The sequence below is a fragment of the Desulfurella multipotens genome, from assembly GCF_900101285.1.
GTDB lineage: Bacteria > Campylobacterota_A > Desulfurellia > Desulfurellales > Desulfurellaceae > Desulfurella > Desulfurella acetivorans.
Map to the genome: position 1 here is coordinate 23605 of NZ_FMYU01000014.1, position 15464 is coordinate 39068.

General features: G+C 30.1%; 16 protein-coding genes. 6 read left to right on the plus strand and 10 right to left on the minus strand.

Going from position 1 to position 15464, the window contains the following annotated elements; genetic code table 11:
• A complete protein-coding gene (gene fbp / locus BLQ93_RS08475) occupies window positions 1-972 on the plus strand; it encodes a class 1 fructose-bisphosphatase (RefSeq protein ID WP_092129616.1) in 972 nt (323 codons plus the stop codon).
• Here the strand turns inward: fbp and kdsB are convergent.
• Genes kdsB through BLQ93_RS08525 form a run of 10 tightly spaced genes read right to left on the minus strand, consistent with a single transcriptional unit; the run spans window position 969 to window position 9964 of the window.
• Window positions 969-1682 carry a 3-deoxy-manno-octulosonate cytidylyltransferase gene (gene kdsB / locus BLQ93_RS08480; protein ID WP_092129618.1) on the minus strand — a complete coding sequence of 238 codons (714 nt, stop codon included), beginning with the start codon at window positions 1680-1682 and terminating at the stop codon, window positions 969-971. The genes fbp and kdsB overlap by 4 nt on opposite strands.
• Window positions 1679-2605, minus strand: coding sequence for a D-glycero-beta-D-manno-heptose-7-phosphate kinase (rfaE1, locus tag BLQ93_RS08485; protein WP_092129620.1), 927 nt, complete (start codon window positions 2603-2605; stop codon window positions 1679-1681). Before rfaE1 ends, kdsB begins: the two co-directional genes overlap by 4 nt.
• Before the next feature lies 1 nt (window position 2606).
• On the minus strand, window positions 2607-3281 hold the full coding sequence (locus tag BLQ93_RS08490; protein WP_092129622.1) for a flagellar brake protein: 675 nt from the start codon (window positions 3279-3281) through the stop codon (window positions 2607-2609).
• Window positions 3282-3286: 5 nt separating this feature from the next.
• Window positions 3287-5824, minus strand: coding sequence for a [protein-PII] uridylyltransferase family protein (locus BLQ93_RS08495; protein ID WP_092129624.1), 2538 nt, complete (start codon window positions 5822-5824; stop codon window positions 3287-3289).
• The gene (locus BLQ93_RS08500; RefSeq protein WP_025392245.1) at window positions 5821-6531 is read right to left on the minus strand and encodes an HAD family hydrolase; all 711 of its coding nucleotides are present in this window, start codon (window positions 6529-6531) and stop codon (window positions 5821-5823) included. The genes BLQ93_RS08495 and BLQ93_RS08500 overlap by 4 nt, the downstream gene beginning before the upstream one ends.
• Window positions 6528-7505, minus strand: coding sequence for a BUD32 family EKC/KEOPS complex subunit (locus BLQ93_RS08505; protein WP_025392244.1), 978 nt, complete (start codon window positions 7503-7505; stop codon window positions 6528-6530). The genes BLQ93_RS08500 and BLQ93_RS08505 overlap by 4 nt, the downstream gene beginning before the upstream one ends.
• Complete coding sequence (locus tag BLQ93_RS08510; RefSeq protein ID WP_025392243.1) at window positions 7502-8251, minus strand: YebC/PmpR family DNA-binding transcriptional regulator; 750 nt, start codon at window positions 8249-8251, stop codon at window positions 7502-7504. The genes BLQ93_RS08505 and BLQ93_RS08510 overlap by 4 nt, the downstream gene beginning before the upstream one ends.
• 20 nt (window positions 8252-8271) lie before the next feature.
• Window positions 8272-8835, minus strand: a complete 564-nt coding sequence (gene dcd / locus BLQ93_RS08515; protein WP_025392242.1) for a dCTP deaminase — start codon at window positions 8833-8835, stop codon at window positions 8272-8274.
• A 2-nt stretch (window positions 8836-8837) separates the two neighbouring features.
• Window positions 8838-9131 (minus strand): hypothetical protein, encoded by a 294-nt coding sequence (locus BLQ93_RS08520; RefSeq protein WP_092129626.1) that lies wholly within the window; start codon window positions 9129-9131, stop codon window positions 8838-8840.
• Complete coding sequence (locus tag BLQ93_RS08525; RefSeq protein WP_025392240.1) at window positions 9131-9964, minus strand: methylenetetrahydrofolate reductase; 834 nt, start codon at window positions 9962-9964, stop codon at window positions 9131-9133. The genes BLQ93_RS08520 and BLQ93_RS08525 overlap by 1 nt, the downstream gene beginning before the upstream one ends.
• A gap of 250 nt (window positions 9965-10214) precedes the next feature.
• Here BLQ93_RS08525 and tig point away from each other — a divergent pair, with 250 nt between their 5' ends.
• The 5 genes from tig to hslU are packed head-to-tail and all read left to right on the plus strand — an operon-like array spanning window position 10215 to window position 15262.
• A complete protein-coding gene (tig, locus tag BLQ93_RS08530) occupies window positions 10215-11507 on the plus strand; it encodes a trigger factor (protein WP_092129628.1) in 1293 nt (430 codons plus the stop codon).
• Window positions 11504-12100 carry an ATP-dependent Clp endopeptidase proteolytic subunit ClpP gene (gene clpP, locus BLQ93_RS08535; RefSeq protein ID WP_025392238.1) on the plus strand — a complete coding sequence of 199 codons (597 nt, stop codon included), beginning with the start codon at window positions 11504-11506 and terminating at the stop codon, window positions 12098-12100. The genes tig and clpP overlap by 4 nt, the downstream gene beginning before the upstream one ends.
• A 2-nt stretch (window positions 12101-12102) precedes the next feature.
• Entirely contained in the window at window positions 12103-13356 is a 1254-nt protein-coding gene (gene clpX / locus BLQ93_RS08540) for an ATP-dependent Clp protease ATP-binding subunit ClpX (RefSeq protein WP_025392237.1), read from the plus strand.
• A complete protein-coding gene (gene hslV / locus BLQ93_RS08545; RefSeq protein WP_025392236.1) occupies window positions 13356-13898 on the plus strand; it encodes an ATP-dependent protease subunit HslV in 543 nt (180 codons plus the stop codon). The genes clpX and hslV overlap by 1 nt, the downstream gene beginning before the upstream one ends.
• On the plus strand, window positions 13895-15262 hold the full coding sequence (gene hslU / locus BLQ93_RS08550; protein ID WP_092129630.1) for an ATP-dependent protease ATPase subunit HslU: 1368 nt from the start codon (window positions 13895-13897) through the stop codon (window positions 15260-15262). Before hslV ends, hslU begins: the two co-directional genes overlap by 4 nt.
• Window positions 15263-15464: the final 202 nt, after the last annotated feature.

Below are 15464 nucleotides of genomic sequence, written 5' to 3' on the forward strand. Positions count from 1 at the left end.
ATGGCGCTTATAAATTTAAGTAGATTTATCCTTGAAGAACAAAGGAGATTTAAAGAAGCTACAGGTGATTTTACAATTATTTTAGAGCAGATTGCATTTGCTTCAAAGATTATTGCACGAGAAGTTAATAAAGCAGGCTTGGTGAATATTTTGGGTAGTTTAGATACGCAAAATATTTTTGGTGAGACTCAGCAAAAACTGGATGTGTTTGCAAATCAAAAGATGATTGAAGCATTGGATCATATAGGCAAAGTATGTGTTATGGCATCTGAGGAAGTAGAAACTGCAATAGAAATACCACCTAAGTATCAAAAAGGAAAGTACGTTGTTGTATTTGATCCACTTGATGGTTCTTCTAATATAGATGTTAATGTTAGTATTGGTACAATTTTTGGTATTTTTAGAAAAAAAGAAGAAGAGTGTTCTTTAGAAGACAATTTATTGCAAAAAGGCAGAGATTTGATTGCTGCAGGATATGTTGTGTATGGGTCTTCTACAATGTTTGTGTATTGCGCGGGTGGAAGTGTAAATGGTTTTACACTTGATCCAAGCGTTGGTGAGTTTTTGTTGTCCCATCCGGATATAAAAATACCACCCAAAGGCAATATTTACAGTGTAAACGAAGCAAACTCTAATAAATGGGACAAAAAGATAAGAGACTATATTGAAACTTTAAAGGATCAAGGTTATACATCTCGTTATATTGGTTCTCTTGTTTCTGATTTTCACAGAAATTTACTGAAAGGTGGGGTATTTTTATACCCAGCAGATGAAAAAAATAAAAAAGGAAAACTAAGATTGTTGTATGAGGCTTTCCCTCTTTCATATATTGTGGAGCACGCAGGCGGAGCTTCATGCGATGGTTTGGTTGATATATTGGATAAAACCCCACAAACATTGCACGATAGGACGCCGCTTATTATTGGTTCAAAATATGAGGTAGATTTATTTAAAAAGATGACATCTATTTAATTAAAGTTAATATACTGTTCAAATAATTGTAGGTCATCTTTTGTATCAATACCAATAAAGTGCTTTGATACTTGAAGTACGCCAATTTTTATTGAATACTCAAGAGCTCTTAACTGTTCTAGCTTTTCAGCTAACTCTAGTGCAGTAGGTTTTTGGTTGTGTAAAAAAAGCAAGGTATTTTTATCGTATATATAAACACCAATATGTTTTAAATAGTTATCGTAAAAATTAGCGTTGTATGGTATTTTAGAGCGCGAAAAATACAGTGCAAAGTTGTTTTTGTCAACAACAACCTTAACATCGTTTATATTATCTGCGCATTCATTGCATTTTACAGCTAAAGTTGCCATTTGTAGTTTATTTTTAATAAAAAATGTTATGAGATTATCTATTGTTTGCCCATCTATTAATGGTTCATCGCCTTGTACATTAACAATAATTTCATAATTTTTATCAGCAACAAAATGGGCAATTCTATCAGTACCACTTGGAAAATTACCTTCCACTAAATAGACTTTGCCACCTATATTTTCTATAATTTCTTTAATTTCTTTAGAATCCGTTAGAACTGCACAAATATTGGCTAGTTTAGAATTTTTTACACCAAGATACGTCCACTCAATGATGCTTTTATCTTTAACTTTGTATAGGAGTTTTTTAGGAAAGCGAGTTGAATGCAATCTAGCAGGTATTAAAACTGCTATTCTCATAAATAATCCTTTATTTCTTCAAATTTAACACTAGATGTGCCACGTTTTCCTACAACAATAGATGCTGCAATACTTGAAAGCTTAACAGCTTTTATAGGATCAAAACCTAAAGCAAAGCACATAGTAGAAACTGCAATTACAGTGTCTCCAGCCCCTGTTACATCATAAACTTCTTTTGCTAAAGCTTTTTCATGGTATGTAAATCCGTTTTGAGAAAAAAGAGTCATACCGTTTTCGCCTTGAGTAACGAGCAAATATTTACATTTTGTGTTTTTGATAATTATATTTGCAGCTTTTTTTAAATCATTATCATTTTGTATCTCAATTTTACTCATATCTTGAGTTTCTTTTAAATTTGGTGTTATAAGATCTACATCTTTGTACATTTTTGTATGATTTACTTTTGGATCCACACTAATGAATTTATCAAATATATTTCTTAATTCTTCAATAAGTTTAGAAGAAATTACTCCTTTACCATAATCAGAAATAATAATCGCATCTATATTTTCTTTTGTTACTGCTTTTACAATTTCATTTTTTGTTTTGTAATCTATAGGTTGCTTTTGTTCTCTATCTACCCTAACAATTTGTTGAGAATGTGCCACAATACGAGTTTTTTTTGTTGTAATTCTATTTGTTTCTATAAGTTTTGCATTTATATTTTCATTTTCACAAAGTTTTTTAAAAATATTTGCTGATTCGTCTTTGCCAATACAACCAATAAGGTAAACATTAACGCCTAAATCTTTTAAGTTCCTTGCAACGTTTGCTGCCCCACCTAAATAAAATTTTTCGTCTTTAACATTTAAAACCGGCACGGGAGCTTCAGGAGAAATTCTATCAACATTTCCAAATATATAATGATCAAGCATTACATCTCCGATAACAGCAATTTTTAAACGTTTTATAGTTTCTATCATTTTAACCTCTTTGCATGCGCAAAAGTTCCATTTGTTTTTTTAAGCAAAATTTAATCAAAAAATCTTTGTCTTTATGATCCATTTCTTCAAATTTCACACCATAGTGATATGTATTTTTATCAATTTGTAATCTTCTTACAATTGTTGCATTAACATTAAATGTTTTATTTTCTAAAGTGAACTCAAGTATAATTGGTTTGTTTAGTTCAAAAAACTCACTTAACGATACTTTCGCTCCAGAAGCGCTTAAGTTTAATATACTTGCCTGTTTTGTTTGGAGTTTACTTGATTTGTCATACAAATAGCATTTTGCATTTAACAAAACATCTACTCTAAAATTTTCTCTAAACTCGTATTTGTAAAATTCTGTTGGTTTGGTGATTTTGTATAATGTTTTGTCACTATTTTTTATAATTTGTAAAATTTTAGAGTCAAATGCCACTCTAATATTTTTTTTTGATATACAACTAACTGATACCATATCACCTACTTTAACAAAACCCATTCTACCTAAACTATCTGTTGGAGGGAAAATTAAAAAACCATCTTTATCTTCATCATAAACATACGAGTAATAAATTCCTTTATAATCACCAGTAAGTATTTCTATATTGATATTTTGACCAACACTAATAATTTCATTTATATCTTTTGGAAATACTTTTTCTTTTTCCATTTTTATTATGATAAAATTTCGTAAAGCCTTGCTTTGAGCAAGTCTATAAATTTACTATCGTAAATTTTTTTAAACCCAGAAGACAAAACATAAAAAGTATCCACAGCCACTTCACCTTTAGTGTCAATAATAATGGATCCAATAAAAATTTCTAGATCTTTAAATACTTTTGTAATATCGTATAAAAGACCTAATTTATCAGGTGCATGAATTCTAACAACTGTGTATATATCACTTTGGTTATTATCAACTTCTACTTCAATACGTTTTATAGACATTTCTATTTTTGTTTTTTCTAATCTATTTAAAAACTTATTTGTATTTTTTCGAGCGCATTCGTCCAAAAAAGACTCATCTTCCTCAGATTTTAAAAAAAGTTCTTCAATATAATTTTCATCTAAATTTTTATTTTTTGTTGTAAAAACAACAATTGTATTATTTTTGTCAAGGGTGTATGTTTTGCCTAAAATTATGCTGGCATTTGCGCAAAGCATTATGCCAGCTATTTTGTTAATAAGTCCTATCTTTTCTTTGGCAAGCACAAACAATCTTGCATACTCGTCCTTTTGTTCAACCATAAAATAATTATTTTTTTGTGGTTTTGAAAATGTTTTTAATAATTGTAAAATAGTTTGTTCATCCATGTCAAATATTAAACTCTCTGGTATGCGGTTTAAAAAATCTAGGATATCTTTTTCTTGAATTTGATTTAGTAAGTTTTTTTTCTTTTTTTTTGCATCTGTTAAGATAAGAAAGTTTTGATCTTTTTTTTCAAGCGATAATATTAATCTTATATACAGCGTTTCAAGCAATTGTTCTTTCCATTTACTCCACACATTATCATTTACTGCATTCATATCTGCATAGGTTAGTAGTACGAGCAAATTTAGCATTCTTTTATCTTTTACTGTATTTAATACATTTAAAACTGTTTTAGTATCGTCAATATCTTGGTATGAAATAACTCTATTTAGGAGTAAATGATTTTTAATTAAAAAATAAAGATCTTGTTTTAATTCTTTTCCTAAACCAAATCTATCAGATATCTTAAGCGACATTTCAGCACCCAATACTTCATGTTTTTGTTTTTTGAGCTTACCGATATCATGCAATAGTACAGCAAACCTAAGCAGAAACAAATCCCTTTCGTTTAAGGATAAAAAAATATGTTGAAGTCTCATAATAAAAGGACTATCTGTTTTTTTTTCAAAAAGTTTATCCAAGAAATACAATGCTTGCAACGAATGTTCATCTACTGTATATTTGTGATACATGCTATACTCACTTAAACAATAAATTTTTCCAAACTCCGGGATTAATTTGTTTAATAAATTTGATTTGTGCATTTGATATATTTGTTTGTATATGGGTTTGGGATAAGAAAATATAAGCCTAAATAATTTAAAAGTAAATGGGTCATTTTTTTGATTTGATATATTTGTTGTATTTATTGAATAAATGGTGTCAAAAGAAAGATTTACACAATAGCGAACACTGTAGTAAAAAAGAATCAAGATATTGTATAGATTAAGATCATCATAAAACTCTAGGTGATTGTTTACTACTTTGGTTTTGCTATCTATTTCAAATACGACAGGATTTTTATTTTCGCTAATATAGATAGCAGCTTTATTAATGAGTTTTTCGCACACATCTTGCATTTTTCTAGCGTAATAATAGTATTTTCTCATTAATCTTTCTTGAGCACTAAAATATGATGAAGCGTAGATTTGCATTTCACTTGCAATAGCTTCTCTAAGGTTTAAATACAGTATATCATTTTTACCGTTTGCTACAAAATGCATTGCGTTTCTTAAGCGCCACAAAAAATAAAGGGCAGATGTAAGTATTTCATAATCAAAGTCTGTCATTAAATTATGTTTTTTCATATCAAGAGCGTTTTTTGTGTTAAAAATAGCCTTATAAATCCATACTACACTGTGGTAATCTCTAAGTCCCCCAACACCTTCTTTAATATTTGGCTCTAAGACAAATACAGTATTCCCATATTTTGCGTGTCGTATTTGATAAGATTCTATTTTTGTTTTAACATATGAAACTTTGTCCATTTCAATTATTTTTTTAAGTATAAATTCGTATCTCAAAAAGAGTTTTTGATTGCCACATATATACTTACTATCCATTAGAGATGTTTTTATGGTATCGTCTTTTTTTGAAAGCTCAAAGCAATCTTTTGGCGTCCTTACTATAACAGATGTATCATAACCTAGCTTGTATAATAGGTCAGATAAGTCTTTTGATAATTTTTCTATTGAGTTATCAAGTTTTGTATATAGTATCATTAAATCAATATCAGAGTAAGGATTAAGCTGGTTTCTGCCGTATCCACCCAGTGCAACTATACAGTTTTGAGTGTTTTGTGAAAAATTTTTATAAAATTCCTGAATAACTTCATCTACCCATTTTGAGTGTATTTTTAATAAACTTCTGCCGCTTTTTGTTTTTTTATTTAACGATCTTAGCTGTTCAAATAAGATTTTTTTTTGTTTTAATTTAATATCTGCAAATTCTAATAAATTCATACATTTGACCTAATATAGTGCTGGGCTTCTTCAAGTGTATTAACTACAACATCAGCTTCGCCAAATTCCTTATCATAAATAGACTCTCCACGTTTGACTAAAATAAATGTCATACCTACTTTTTTCGAACCAATATCCCTTTTTATACTATCGCCGATATATACACTTTCGTTAGCTTTGGCATTAAGCTTATCCAGTGCAATTTTAAATATCCGCTCATCTGGTTTTCTAAAACCTAGTACACTTGAGTGTGTAATGCTTGAAAAATAGCTTTCTAAAGATAGTATTCCTATTTCTTTATATAAAAAAATTGTTTGTGCGTCTGATATTAAACCTAAATTGTAATCTTTCTTTAAGTTTGAAAGCACTTTGTGCACATCATCAAAGACCTTGAATTCTAATATACTCAAAGTTCTATATATCTTCATTATTGTATCAAGAAGATAATCACAGGTGTTATAGCCAAAACTCAAAATTGTATCATAAAAAGCTTTTTTGATATCAACATCCGGGTATTTTTCTTGAGAGATTGATAGTTGATGTTTTATGTTTTCTTCAAATCTTAATTGAAAAAATTCTTTTTCGACCCTTATCCCTTCATAATTCAAAAAATTTGATAAATAATAAAAGATTTCAGGTTTATAATCATCTGTTTTTATATCAATAAGTGTTCCATATAAATCGAAAAAAATGTTTTTGTATTTCATTGTATCAAATCTATAGCTTTTTTTACCAAAAGTTTCCTATAATTTGCATCTAAATACATATTGCGTGCAATTCTAAATAGACCCAAAGATATGAAAATTTCCAGATTATTTTCTATATCGTTTATATTTCTAGATGATAAAAGGCAATAATTATTTAAAAAAAACGATATGTATTCTGACGCATCATTATCTTTTTGTCCAAATAACATGAAATGATGTTTAAGCTCTGCTACTATAAAACCTAAATCAAGCTCAAGACTTGCAATTTTTGCTTTTTCCATGTCAATAGCATAAATTGACCCATTTGCATATATAAAATTTGTAGTGGTTGCATCACCATGTATGTGTGTTGTATTATGTCTAATTTCGGAAAATTTTTTTATACATTTTTCTTTTATGCTAAGCATTTTGTTTTTGTCGATTAAACTGTTTTTGTACAATGTATGCAGGATTTTTGAACAATAGTTTTTTTCTACAATCATATCGTAATTATCTTGATTAACTTTTTTGTGAATACAACTAAAAAGCAAAGCTAGTAATTCTAATCTTTTGTAAAGTTTATTTTTTTCATTTTTTTCAATAGCACTTTTTATATAATAATCAAGTGTTTTCCCATTAATGTATGGTTCAACTAAAGCACAATCAATATCTGGCAGATAACAGTAGGGGTTTATAACTTTAGTCTTTTTATTTGAGCATGATTGAAAGAATTTTAGCTTATTGAATTCCCATAAAAGTCTTTTTATTGCTATTTTTTTATTAACTGTTGAGTTTTTTCCAAAAAACTTGACTACAAAAGAAGTGCCGTCAAAATTTGATGTGTATTTATAAACATTTGTTTTCATGTTTGAAAATGATTGAACCAAATAAAAATCTACAGGGACAAAATTGTGAAGTTTAAGTTCTTTAATTTTATTTAAATAAAAAAAAAGCGGATCATCACTTTTCAAAATCCCAAGGTATTTTTCACTCATTCAAGTTCTTCTAATATCGCGTTTGGTATATCAAAGTTTGCATAAACATTTGACACATCGTCATCATCTTCCAAAGCGTCCATAAGTTTTATCATACTTTTTGCCTGTTCTGCGTCTAGTTTGACTGTTGTTTGTGGTAACAGGGTTAACTCTGCACTTTCAATTGTAAAACCATTCTTTTCCAGTTGTGATTTTATACTCATTAAATCTTTAGGTTCTGTAATTATTTCATAAATATTATCTTCAGAATTGTATTTTACGTCTTTTGCTCCAATCTCAAGTGCTATTTCGAGCATTTCTTCTTCGCTTTTTTCAGATTTTAAAGTTATATAGCCTACATTATCAAACATCCATGAAACACATCCCACTTCACCAAGGCTGCCTCCGTGTTTACTCAATATGTGTCTTATGCTTGAAGTGGTGCGCTGTCTATTGTCTGTTGTAGCCTTTATTATCATTGCTACACCAAATGGACCATAACCTTCATAGAGTACTTCTTCATAAGAAACACCGGATAGTTCACCAGCACCTTTTAAAATAGCTTTTTCTATGTTTTGTTTTGGCATGTTTGCTTCTTTTGCACGATCTATGGCTAGCCTTAGTCTAGGGTTAGATTCTGGGTCTTTTCCGCCAAGTCTGGCTGCTATTGTAAGTTCTTTAATTATTTTTGTAAAAATAGCTCCACGTTTACTATCTTCTTTTGCTTTTTTGTGCTTAATTGTACTCCATTTATTGTGTCCTGACATAAAAACTCCTCTCTTTACTTCTATATCTTTGGTAATGTTAAACCTTCTTGTTTTTGATATTTACCCCCTTTATCCGCATAACTAACCTGACATACTTCACTTGCTTTTAAGAATATTACCTGTGCTATACCTTCATTGGCATAAATTTTAGCTGGTAGTGGTGTTGTATTTGATATCTCAATTGTTACATATCCTTCCCATTCTGGCTCAAAAGGTGTTACATTAACAATTATTCCACACCTTGCATATGTAGATTTACCTACACAAATGGTTAGGATATCTCTTGGGATTCTAAAATACTCTACACTTTTTGCTAAAACAAAACTATTTGGCGGTATTATACAAACATCACCTACAAAATCCACGTAGCTTTTATCATCAAAGTTCTTGGGGTCAACAATAGAATTGTTTACATTGGTAAAGATTTTAAACTCATTGGATATACGCATATCATACCCATAGCTTGATACTCCATAAGAGATAACCTTTTTGCCATTTACTAACTTTACTTGTGTTTCTGCAAAAGGTTCAATCATACCCTGTCTAGCTCTTTTAATAATTTCTTTGTCTGATAGAATTGACATAGTTAAGGGCCCTCTTTTTTAATAATTTTTCCAACAAAATGAAGCAACAACCATTTTTTTTCTTTTTTAAATTCTTCTTCATCTTCGAATTTAATTTCGTTCATATCATTTTTATCAAGAGCTATACCATTTTTTTCTAAAGCTTTTTCTAAAATTAATATATACTCTGCAATTTCTTCTAATTCTTCTACTATGGTCCATTTTGGTGCTTTATCTAGAATCATATTTATAGCATCAACAACATCTTCTTGTGTTGGCTCTTTTACAGGCTCTAAACCTTCTTTAAAAATATCCATCAAACCTCCAAAAATTTTTTTGTTAATTGAGCAATTTCATAATCAAGCTTCATTATATGCAAACCATCAATATATGGCAATAAATTCTTGATATCATTTAAAAGCTTATTGTGTAATTCAAATGTTATAAGCTTAAAATCTTCTATTGAAGCGTTTTCAAATTTAGATAATATGAATTTAGGTATATTGATACCTTTTACATTATTATTTAGATACAACGCGCTTTGGTAGCTTACAATCGGCATTATACCTATAATTTTGTGAATTTTTATATTATTGCTTGCTTCTAAAAATCTTTCCAGATCGTTTTTTGAAAATATTGGTTGCGTGATAACAAATTCTGCTCCAATTTCAGATTTTCTTTTAAGTCTTGACTCTATTGAAGAAATATTATTTGTTTTTGGTATGTCGCTTGCACATCCAATAAAAAAACCAGTATTGAATTGCTCATTTAAATTTTTTATCAATTTAATTAACTCAAATACATTGATTTTATATACACTGTCATTGTCTTTTGCAGGATCACCAGTAATAGCTAAAATATTTTTTAAACCTAAAGCACTTGCTGCTAGTAAATCAGATTGAATTGCAATTTTATTTTTATCTCTGCATGTTAGGTTAAAGATTGGTTCGCTTATGTCTTTAATAAAATTTGCAGAAACAATTGAATTCATTCTTGGTTTTGCCATTGGAGAATCTGTTACATTAATAGCATCTACAATGTTTTTAAATGGCTCAAGTTTTAAAATGTGTTTTTGTATATCAGTATTCTTAGGAGGGTTAAATTCTATGGTTAACAATTTTTTTTTTGCAATAAGCGATGCAATGCTCATAACTTGCAAATATTACAATTTTAACTAAAATTTTTCAAGTTTTATTGTTTAATAAAAAAGGCGTGAAAAGTTTTTATCGAGGGGGAAACTTTTCACGCCTTAAAAGAGGGGGAAAACCAAGCTATTTCCAATATATAGCTTTAATAAAAAAAGTCAAGTAAATTAAAACTTTGGTTTTGTGTAATTTTATTTGAAAAATAGATTGTTATTTGTTATATTGGTAAAAGCGTGTAAAATTTATGGAGGTCAAATGTTTGAAGTAAAAGTAGAAAAAGTTCAACCATCAAAAAGGAAGATGTTTATAAAAGTTCCAATACAAAAAGTTCAAAAGACAAAGGAAGATATCATAAATCACCTTAAAAAGACTGTTAATATCAAAGGTTTTAGAAAAGGTAAAGTACCAAAAGAAATTATACTTAAAAACTATGGTAAAGACATTGATGAAGATGTAAAAAGAGATTTATTGGAAGAAGGCTATCGTTTTTGCGTTTCAGAAAATAATTTATCGGTTGTATCAGATCCTATATTTTTAAATGTTAAAGATTTTAACGAAGAAGGTTTTTATTTTGAAGTAGAAGTTGAGGTTAAGCCAGATATTGAATTAAAAGAATACAAAGGCATAAAGGTGTCACAAAAGCCATACGAGGTTAGCCAAGAAGACATTGACAAATCAATTAAACAACTAAAAAGTGCTTTTAGCTCGCTTGAAGACTCACACGAAGAAGCAAAGTTAAACGATGTTGTTGTGTTTGATATTAAAGCAAAAGATGTTCAAACAGGCGAAGAAATCAAAGATTTAACTGGTAAAGATTTGTATGTTCAGCTTGGGACAAACCAACTAATAAGTGAAGTGGAAAATGCAATTGTAGGCATGAAAGAAAATGATGAAAAAACAATTACTGTCACATTTCCGCAAGAGCACTCTATAAAATCAATTGCAGGAAAGCAAGTTGAGTTGACAATAACCTTAAAAAATATAAAAAAGGTTATTGAACCAGAATTAAACGATGAATTTGCACAAAAAATAAACAAAGATTTTAAAACAGTAAATGATTTAATAGAAGATATCAAAAAAAGGTTGGCTGAAAATAAAAGACTTCAAGAAATAGAAAGACAAAAAGAAGAAATATTAGAAAAGCTACTTGATTCTCATGATTTTGAACTTCCTCAGACAGTTGTAAGTAAGGAAACGAGCAATTTGATAATGGATTTTGTAAAAAATGCATATTATAGGGGTATCGACTTAAAGCAAGAAGAATATAAACCTGCAAAACTTAGAGAACGATTTGAGCCAGAAGCAGTTAAACGTGTTAAAGCAACATTTTTATTGCTTGAAATTGCTGATAAAGAAAACATCGATGTAAGCGGCGAAGAGGTAAGAAATGCTATAGAAAAAGAAGCAAATATTAGCGGAAAAAGTTTTGAACAGCTTTATAAAGAATATGAAGAAAAAGGCATGCTACCTTTAATAAAAGTTGATTTATTAAGTGATAAGGTTTTGGATTTTTTGCTTGAAAATGCTGTTAAAGAGGAAGCAGTATGAGTTTAGTTCCAATAGTAATAGAAAAAACGCCACATGGTGAAAGAGCCTACGATATTTATTCAAGACTTTTAAAGGATAGAATAATAATGCTTGGTGGTGAAATTGACGATTACCTTGCAAATATAATAGTTAGTCAATTGTTATTTTTGGAATCTGAAGACCCAGATAAAGACATATATTTATATATTAATTCTCCAGGTGGTATTATTACAAGTGGTCTCGCCATTTATGATACAATGCAGTACATAAAACCAGAAGTGTCAACGATTTGCATTGGTAGCTGTGCTTCAATGGCAGCTGTGCTTTTAGCAGCAGGCGCAAAAGGCAAAAGATACGCTTTGCCTCATAGTAGAATAATGATACACCAGCCTTTAGGAGGCGTTCAGGGGCAGGCAAGTGAAATTGAGATTCACGCAAAAGAAATACTCAGATTAAAAAAGGAATTAAATACAATTTTAAGTAAACACACAAACAAACAATTGCGCACTATTGAAAAAGATACCGAAAGGGATTATTTTATGAGCGCACAGGAAGCACTTGAGTATGGTATTATAGATAAAGTGCTTCAAAAAAGAGAAACAGGAGAAAAATAATTATGGCAAAACCAAAAGAGCCACTTAGATGTTCATTTTGTGGTAGGTCTCAGGATGAAGTAAAAAAGTTAATAGCAGGACCTGGTGTTTATATTTGTGATGAATGTATTGCATTGTGCAATAATATTTTAGCTGAAGATATAAGAAAAGAAAACGAAGACACTCAAAAATACAACCTCACTCCCGAAGAAATCAAGAAAAAATTAGATGAGTATATAATTTCGCAGGAAAGAGCTAAAAAAACATTATCCGTAGCGGTTTATAACCATTACAAACGAATAAACTCAAACCAAAATTTGCTAAACTCAGATGTTGAATTAGAAAAAAGCAATATTTTGCTTATTGGACCGACAGGTACGGGTAAAACATTATTTGCAAAGACATTTGCCAAGATTTTGAATTTACCATTCGCTATTGCTGACGCTACTAGCTTGACCGAAGCTGGCTATGTAGGAGAAGATGTAGAAAATATATTAGTTAGGCTTTTGCAGGCTGCTGATTACAATGTAGCTTTAGCACAAAAAGGCATTGTATATATTGATGAGATTGATAAAATTTCAAGAAAAAGCGAAAACCCTTCAATTACAAGAGATGTATCAGGCGAAGGAGTTCAGCAGGCTTTACTTAAGCTTATTGAAGGCAGCGTAGTAAATGTGCCCCCATACGGTGGAAGAAAGCATCCACAACAAGAATTTATTCAAGTTGATACAACAAATATCCTATTTATATGTGGTGGTGCATTTGAAGGATTGGCTGATATTGTAGCTCGCAGATTAAACCAAAAAAGTATTGGTTTTAATAGCCCTATAAAGTCCAAAGAAGAACTAAATATATCAGAATTATTACAAAATGTTACACCACAAGATTTGGTACGATATGGACTAATACCAGAGCTTGTGGGAAGGCTTCATGTTGTTGCAACATTGGAAGATTTAAAAGAAAATGAACTTATTAAAATACTTACAGAACCAAAAAATGCACTTGTTAAACAGTACCAGAAGTTATTTGAGCTTGAGCATGTTAAACTAACTATACAAGATGATGCCCTAAAAGCGATCGCAAAAAAAGCTCTTGAGCGCAAAGTTGGTGCAAGGGGTTTACGTAGCATTATGGAAGAAGTAATGAATGACATCATGTACAAGGTTCCTTCAATAAAGCACGAAATAAAAGAATGTATAGTTACAAAAGAAACTGTAGAGGAAGGTAAAGAGCCTATTTTGTTAAAAAAATCCAAGTTTGCAACTCAGGGTAAATAATGCAACAGTTTTATTCAACTACAATAATTGCCGTAAAAAAAGACAATATGGTAGCAATTGCAGGCGATGGACAGGTAACACTAGGAAATACAGTAATGAAAGCCAAAGCAAAAAAAATCAGAAGGCTTTACAATGATAGTATTTTAGTAGGTTTTGCTGGAGCAAGTGCAGACGCTTTTACTTTGTTTGAGAGACTTGAAGAAAAGCTTAATAAATACAGCGGAAATTTAACGCGTTCTGCAGTTGAGTTAACGAAAGATTGGCGTACTGACAAAATATTGCGCCGCCTAGAAGCTATGCTTATAGCATGCGATATAGATAGTATGTATTTGATATCGGGAAGTGGAGATGTAATATCTCCTGATGAAAATATATGCGCAATTGGTTCTGGTGGCCCATATGCGCTAGCTGCTGCAAAAGCTTTACTTAATCATACTGATTTAAATGCCCAACAAATTGCCCTAGAATCGCTAAAGATTGCATCTTCAATATGCATTTATACAAATGAAAACATTATAGTTGATAAATTGGAGAGAACATGAAGAATGATTTAAAAGAGTTAACACCCAAAAAAATAGTAGAATTTTTAGATAAATATATAGTTGGCCAGGCTCAGGCAAAAAAAGCCATTGCAATTGCTTTAAGATCAAGGTATAGGAGAAGTAAATTACCCGATGATATTAAAGAAGATGTGATACCAAAAAATATATTGATGATTGGACCTACTGGTGTTGGCAAAACCGAAATTGCCAAACGTGTGGCAAAGATAGTTAATGCACCATTTGTCAAAGTTGAAGCAACAAAATTTACAGAAATTGGATATGTAGGAAGAGATGTAGAGTCAATTATTAGAGATCTGGCAAGCGTAGGTTATGAAACAGCAAAAGCGCAAGAATTAGAAAAAGTTGATGAGCAGGCCCAAAAGATTGCAATGTCTAGATTATTAGATATATTGGTCCCTCCTGTTAAGAAGAAAATTTCCATTTATGAAGAAAATCGTGATGAAGAAGAAAGTATAAAAAAGACGCGTGAAAAATTTAGAGAAAAACTTGAAAAAGGTGAATTAGACGATAAAGTAATTGAAATTACTATAGAAGAAAAAGATTTATCTATGCAAATACCTTTTATTGAAATATCACAGCCAATGATGGAAGATTTTGACTCAAACTTAAAAAGTTTACTTTCCAATATGCTGCCTTCGAAAAAGAAAACAAAAAAAGTAACAATTAAAGAAGCAAAAAGAATACTCAAAGAGGAAGAAGCTCAAAATTTAATTGATAAAGAAAAAGTAAAAGAAATTGCTAGAGAGCTTGTAAGTAATATGGGAATTGTATTTATTGATGAAATAGACAAAATTGCTGGTAAAACTGCAGGAGGCGGACCTGATATATCAAGAGAAGGTGTTCAAAGAGATTTATTGCCTATTATAGAAGGTAGTGCAATAAATACAAAGATAGGTGTAATTAAAACAGATCATATTTTATTTATAGCTGCTGGTGCTTTTCATCAAACAAAACCCAGCGATTTAATACCTGAACTCCAAGGAAGGTTCCCAATTCGTGTGGAATTACAAGCATTAACTAAAGATGATTTTTACAAAATCTTAACTCAACCCAAAAACGCTTTAATTAAGCAATATACTGAATTATTAAAAACGGAAGGCATTAATTTAACTTTTACAGATGACGCCATAAAAAAAATTGCAGAACTTGCTGAATATTTTAATGATAAAAATGAAAACATTGGGGCAAGAAGACTCCACACTCTAATTGAAAAAGTTTTAGAAGATATTTTGTTTGAAGCACCTGATGTTGAAAATAATAATATAACTGTTGATGATAAATATGTGATGCAAAAAGTTGCTGATGTTGTTGAGAATTTAGATTTAAGTAAGTACATTTTGTAATTTTTTTATAAGAAAAATTAATTAATCGTTTGTTTGGAGGAAAATCCATGTCCAACCCTAAAAAAAAGCTTATTCTTATTGCAAGTGTAGTTGTAATTACCATTGCTTGTATAATCTACTGGATATACACAAGAAACTTAGTTACTACAGATGATGCTCAGGTAGATTCACATATCTATTATTTATCACCAAAAGTAGGTGG

Excerpts from the sequence above, each read along its gene's own strand:
- fbp (WP_092129616.1), top strand. The coding sequence starts at position 1 with ATGGCGCTTATAAATTTAAGTAGATTTATCCTTGAAGAACAAAGGAGA.
- kdsB (WP_092129618.1), bottom strand. The coding sequence starts at position 1,682 with ATGAGAATAGCAGTTTTAATACCTGCTAGATTGCATTCAACTCGCTTT.
- rfaE1 (WP_092129620.1), bottom strand. The coding sequence starts at position 2,605 with ATGATAGAAACTATAAAACGTTTAAAAATTGCTGTTATCGGAGATGTA.
- BLQ93_RS08490 (WP_092129622.1), bottom strand. The coding sequence starts at position 3,281 with ATGGAAAAAGAAAAAGTATTTCCAAAAGATATAAATGAAATTATTAGT.
- BLQ93_RS08495 (WP_092129624.1), bottom strand. The coding sequence starts at position 5,824 with ATGAATTTATTAGAATTTGCAGATATTAAATTAAAACAAAAAAAAATC.
- BLQ93_RS08500 (WP_025392245.1), bottom strand. The coding sequence starts at position 6,531 with ATGAAATACAAAAACATTTTTTTCGATTTATATGGAACACTTATTGAT.
- BLQ93_RS08505 (WP_025392244.1), bottom strand. The coding sequence starts at position 7,505 with ATGAGTGAAAAATACCTTGGGATTTTGAAAAGTGATGATCCGCTTTTT.
- BLQ93_RS08510 (WP_025392243.1), bottom strand. The coding sequence starts at position 8,251 with ATGTCAGGACACAATAAATGGAGTACAATTAAGCACAAAAAAGCAAAA.
- dcd (WP_025392242.1), bottom strand. The coding sequence starts at position 8,835 with ATGTCAATTCTATCAGACAAAGAAATTATTAAAAGAGCTAGACAGGGT.
- BLQ93_RS08520 (WP_092129626.1), bottom strand. The coding sequence starts at position 9,131 with ATGGATATTTTTAAAGAAGGTTTAGAGCCTGTAAAAGAGCCAACACAA.
- BLQ93_RS08525 (WP_025392240.1), bottom strand. The coding sequence starts at position 9,964 with ATGAGCATTGCATCGCTTATTGCAAAAAAAAAATTGTTAACCATAGAA.
- tig (WP_092129628.1), top strand. The coding sequence starts at position 10,215 with ATGTTTGAAGTAAAAGTAGAAAAAGTTCAACCATCAAAAAGGAAGATG.
- clpP (WP_025392238.1), top strand. The coding sequence starts at position 11,504 with ATGAGTTTAGTTCCAATAGTAATAGAAAAAACGCCACATGGTGAAAGA.
- clpX (WP_025392237.1), top strand. The coding sequence starts at position 12,103 with ATGGCAAAACCAAAAGAGCCACTTAGATGTTCATTTTGTGGTAGGTCT.
- hslV (WP_025392236.1), top strand. The coding sequence starts at position 13,356 with ATGCAACAGTTTTATTCAACTACAATAATTGCCGTAAAAAAAGACAAT.
- hslU (WP_092129630.1), top strand. The coding sequence starts at position 13,895 with ATGAAGAATGATTTAAAAGAGTTAACACCCAAAAAAATAGTAGAATTT.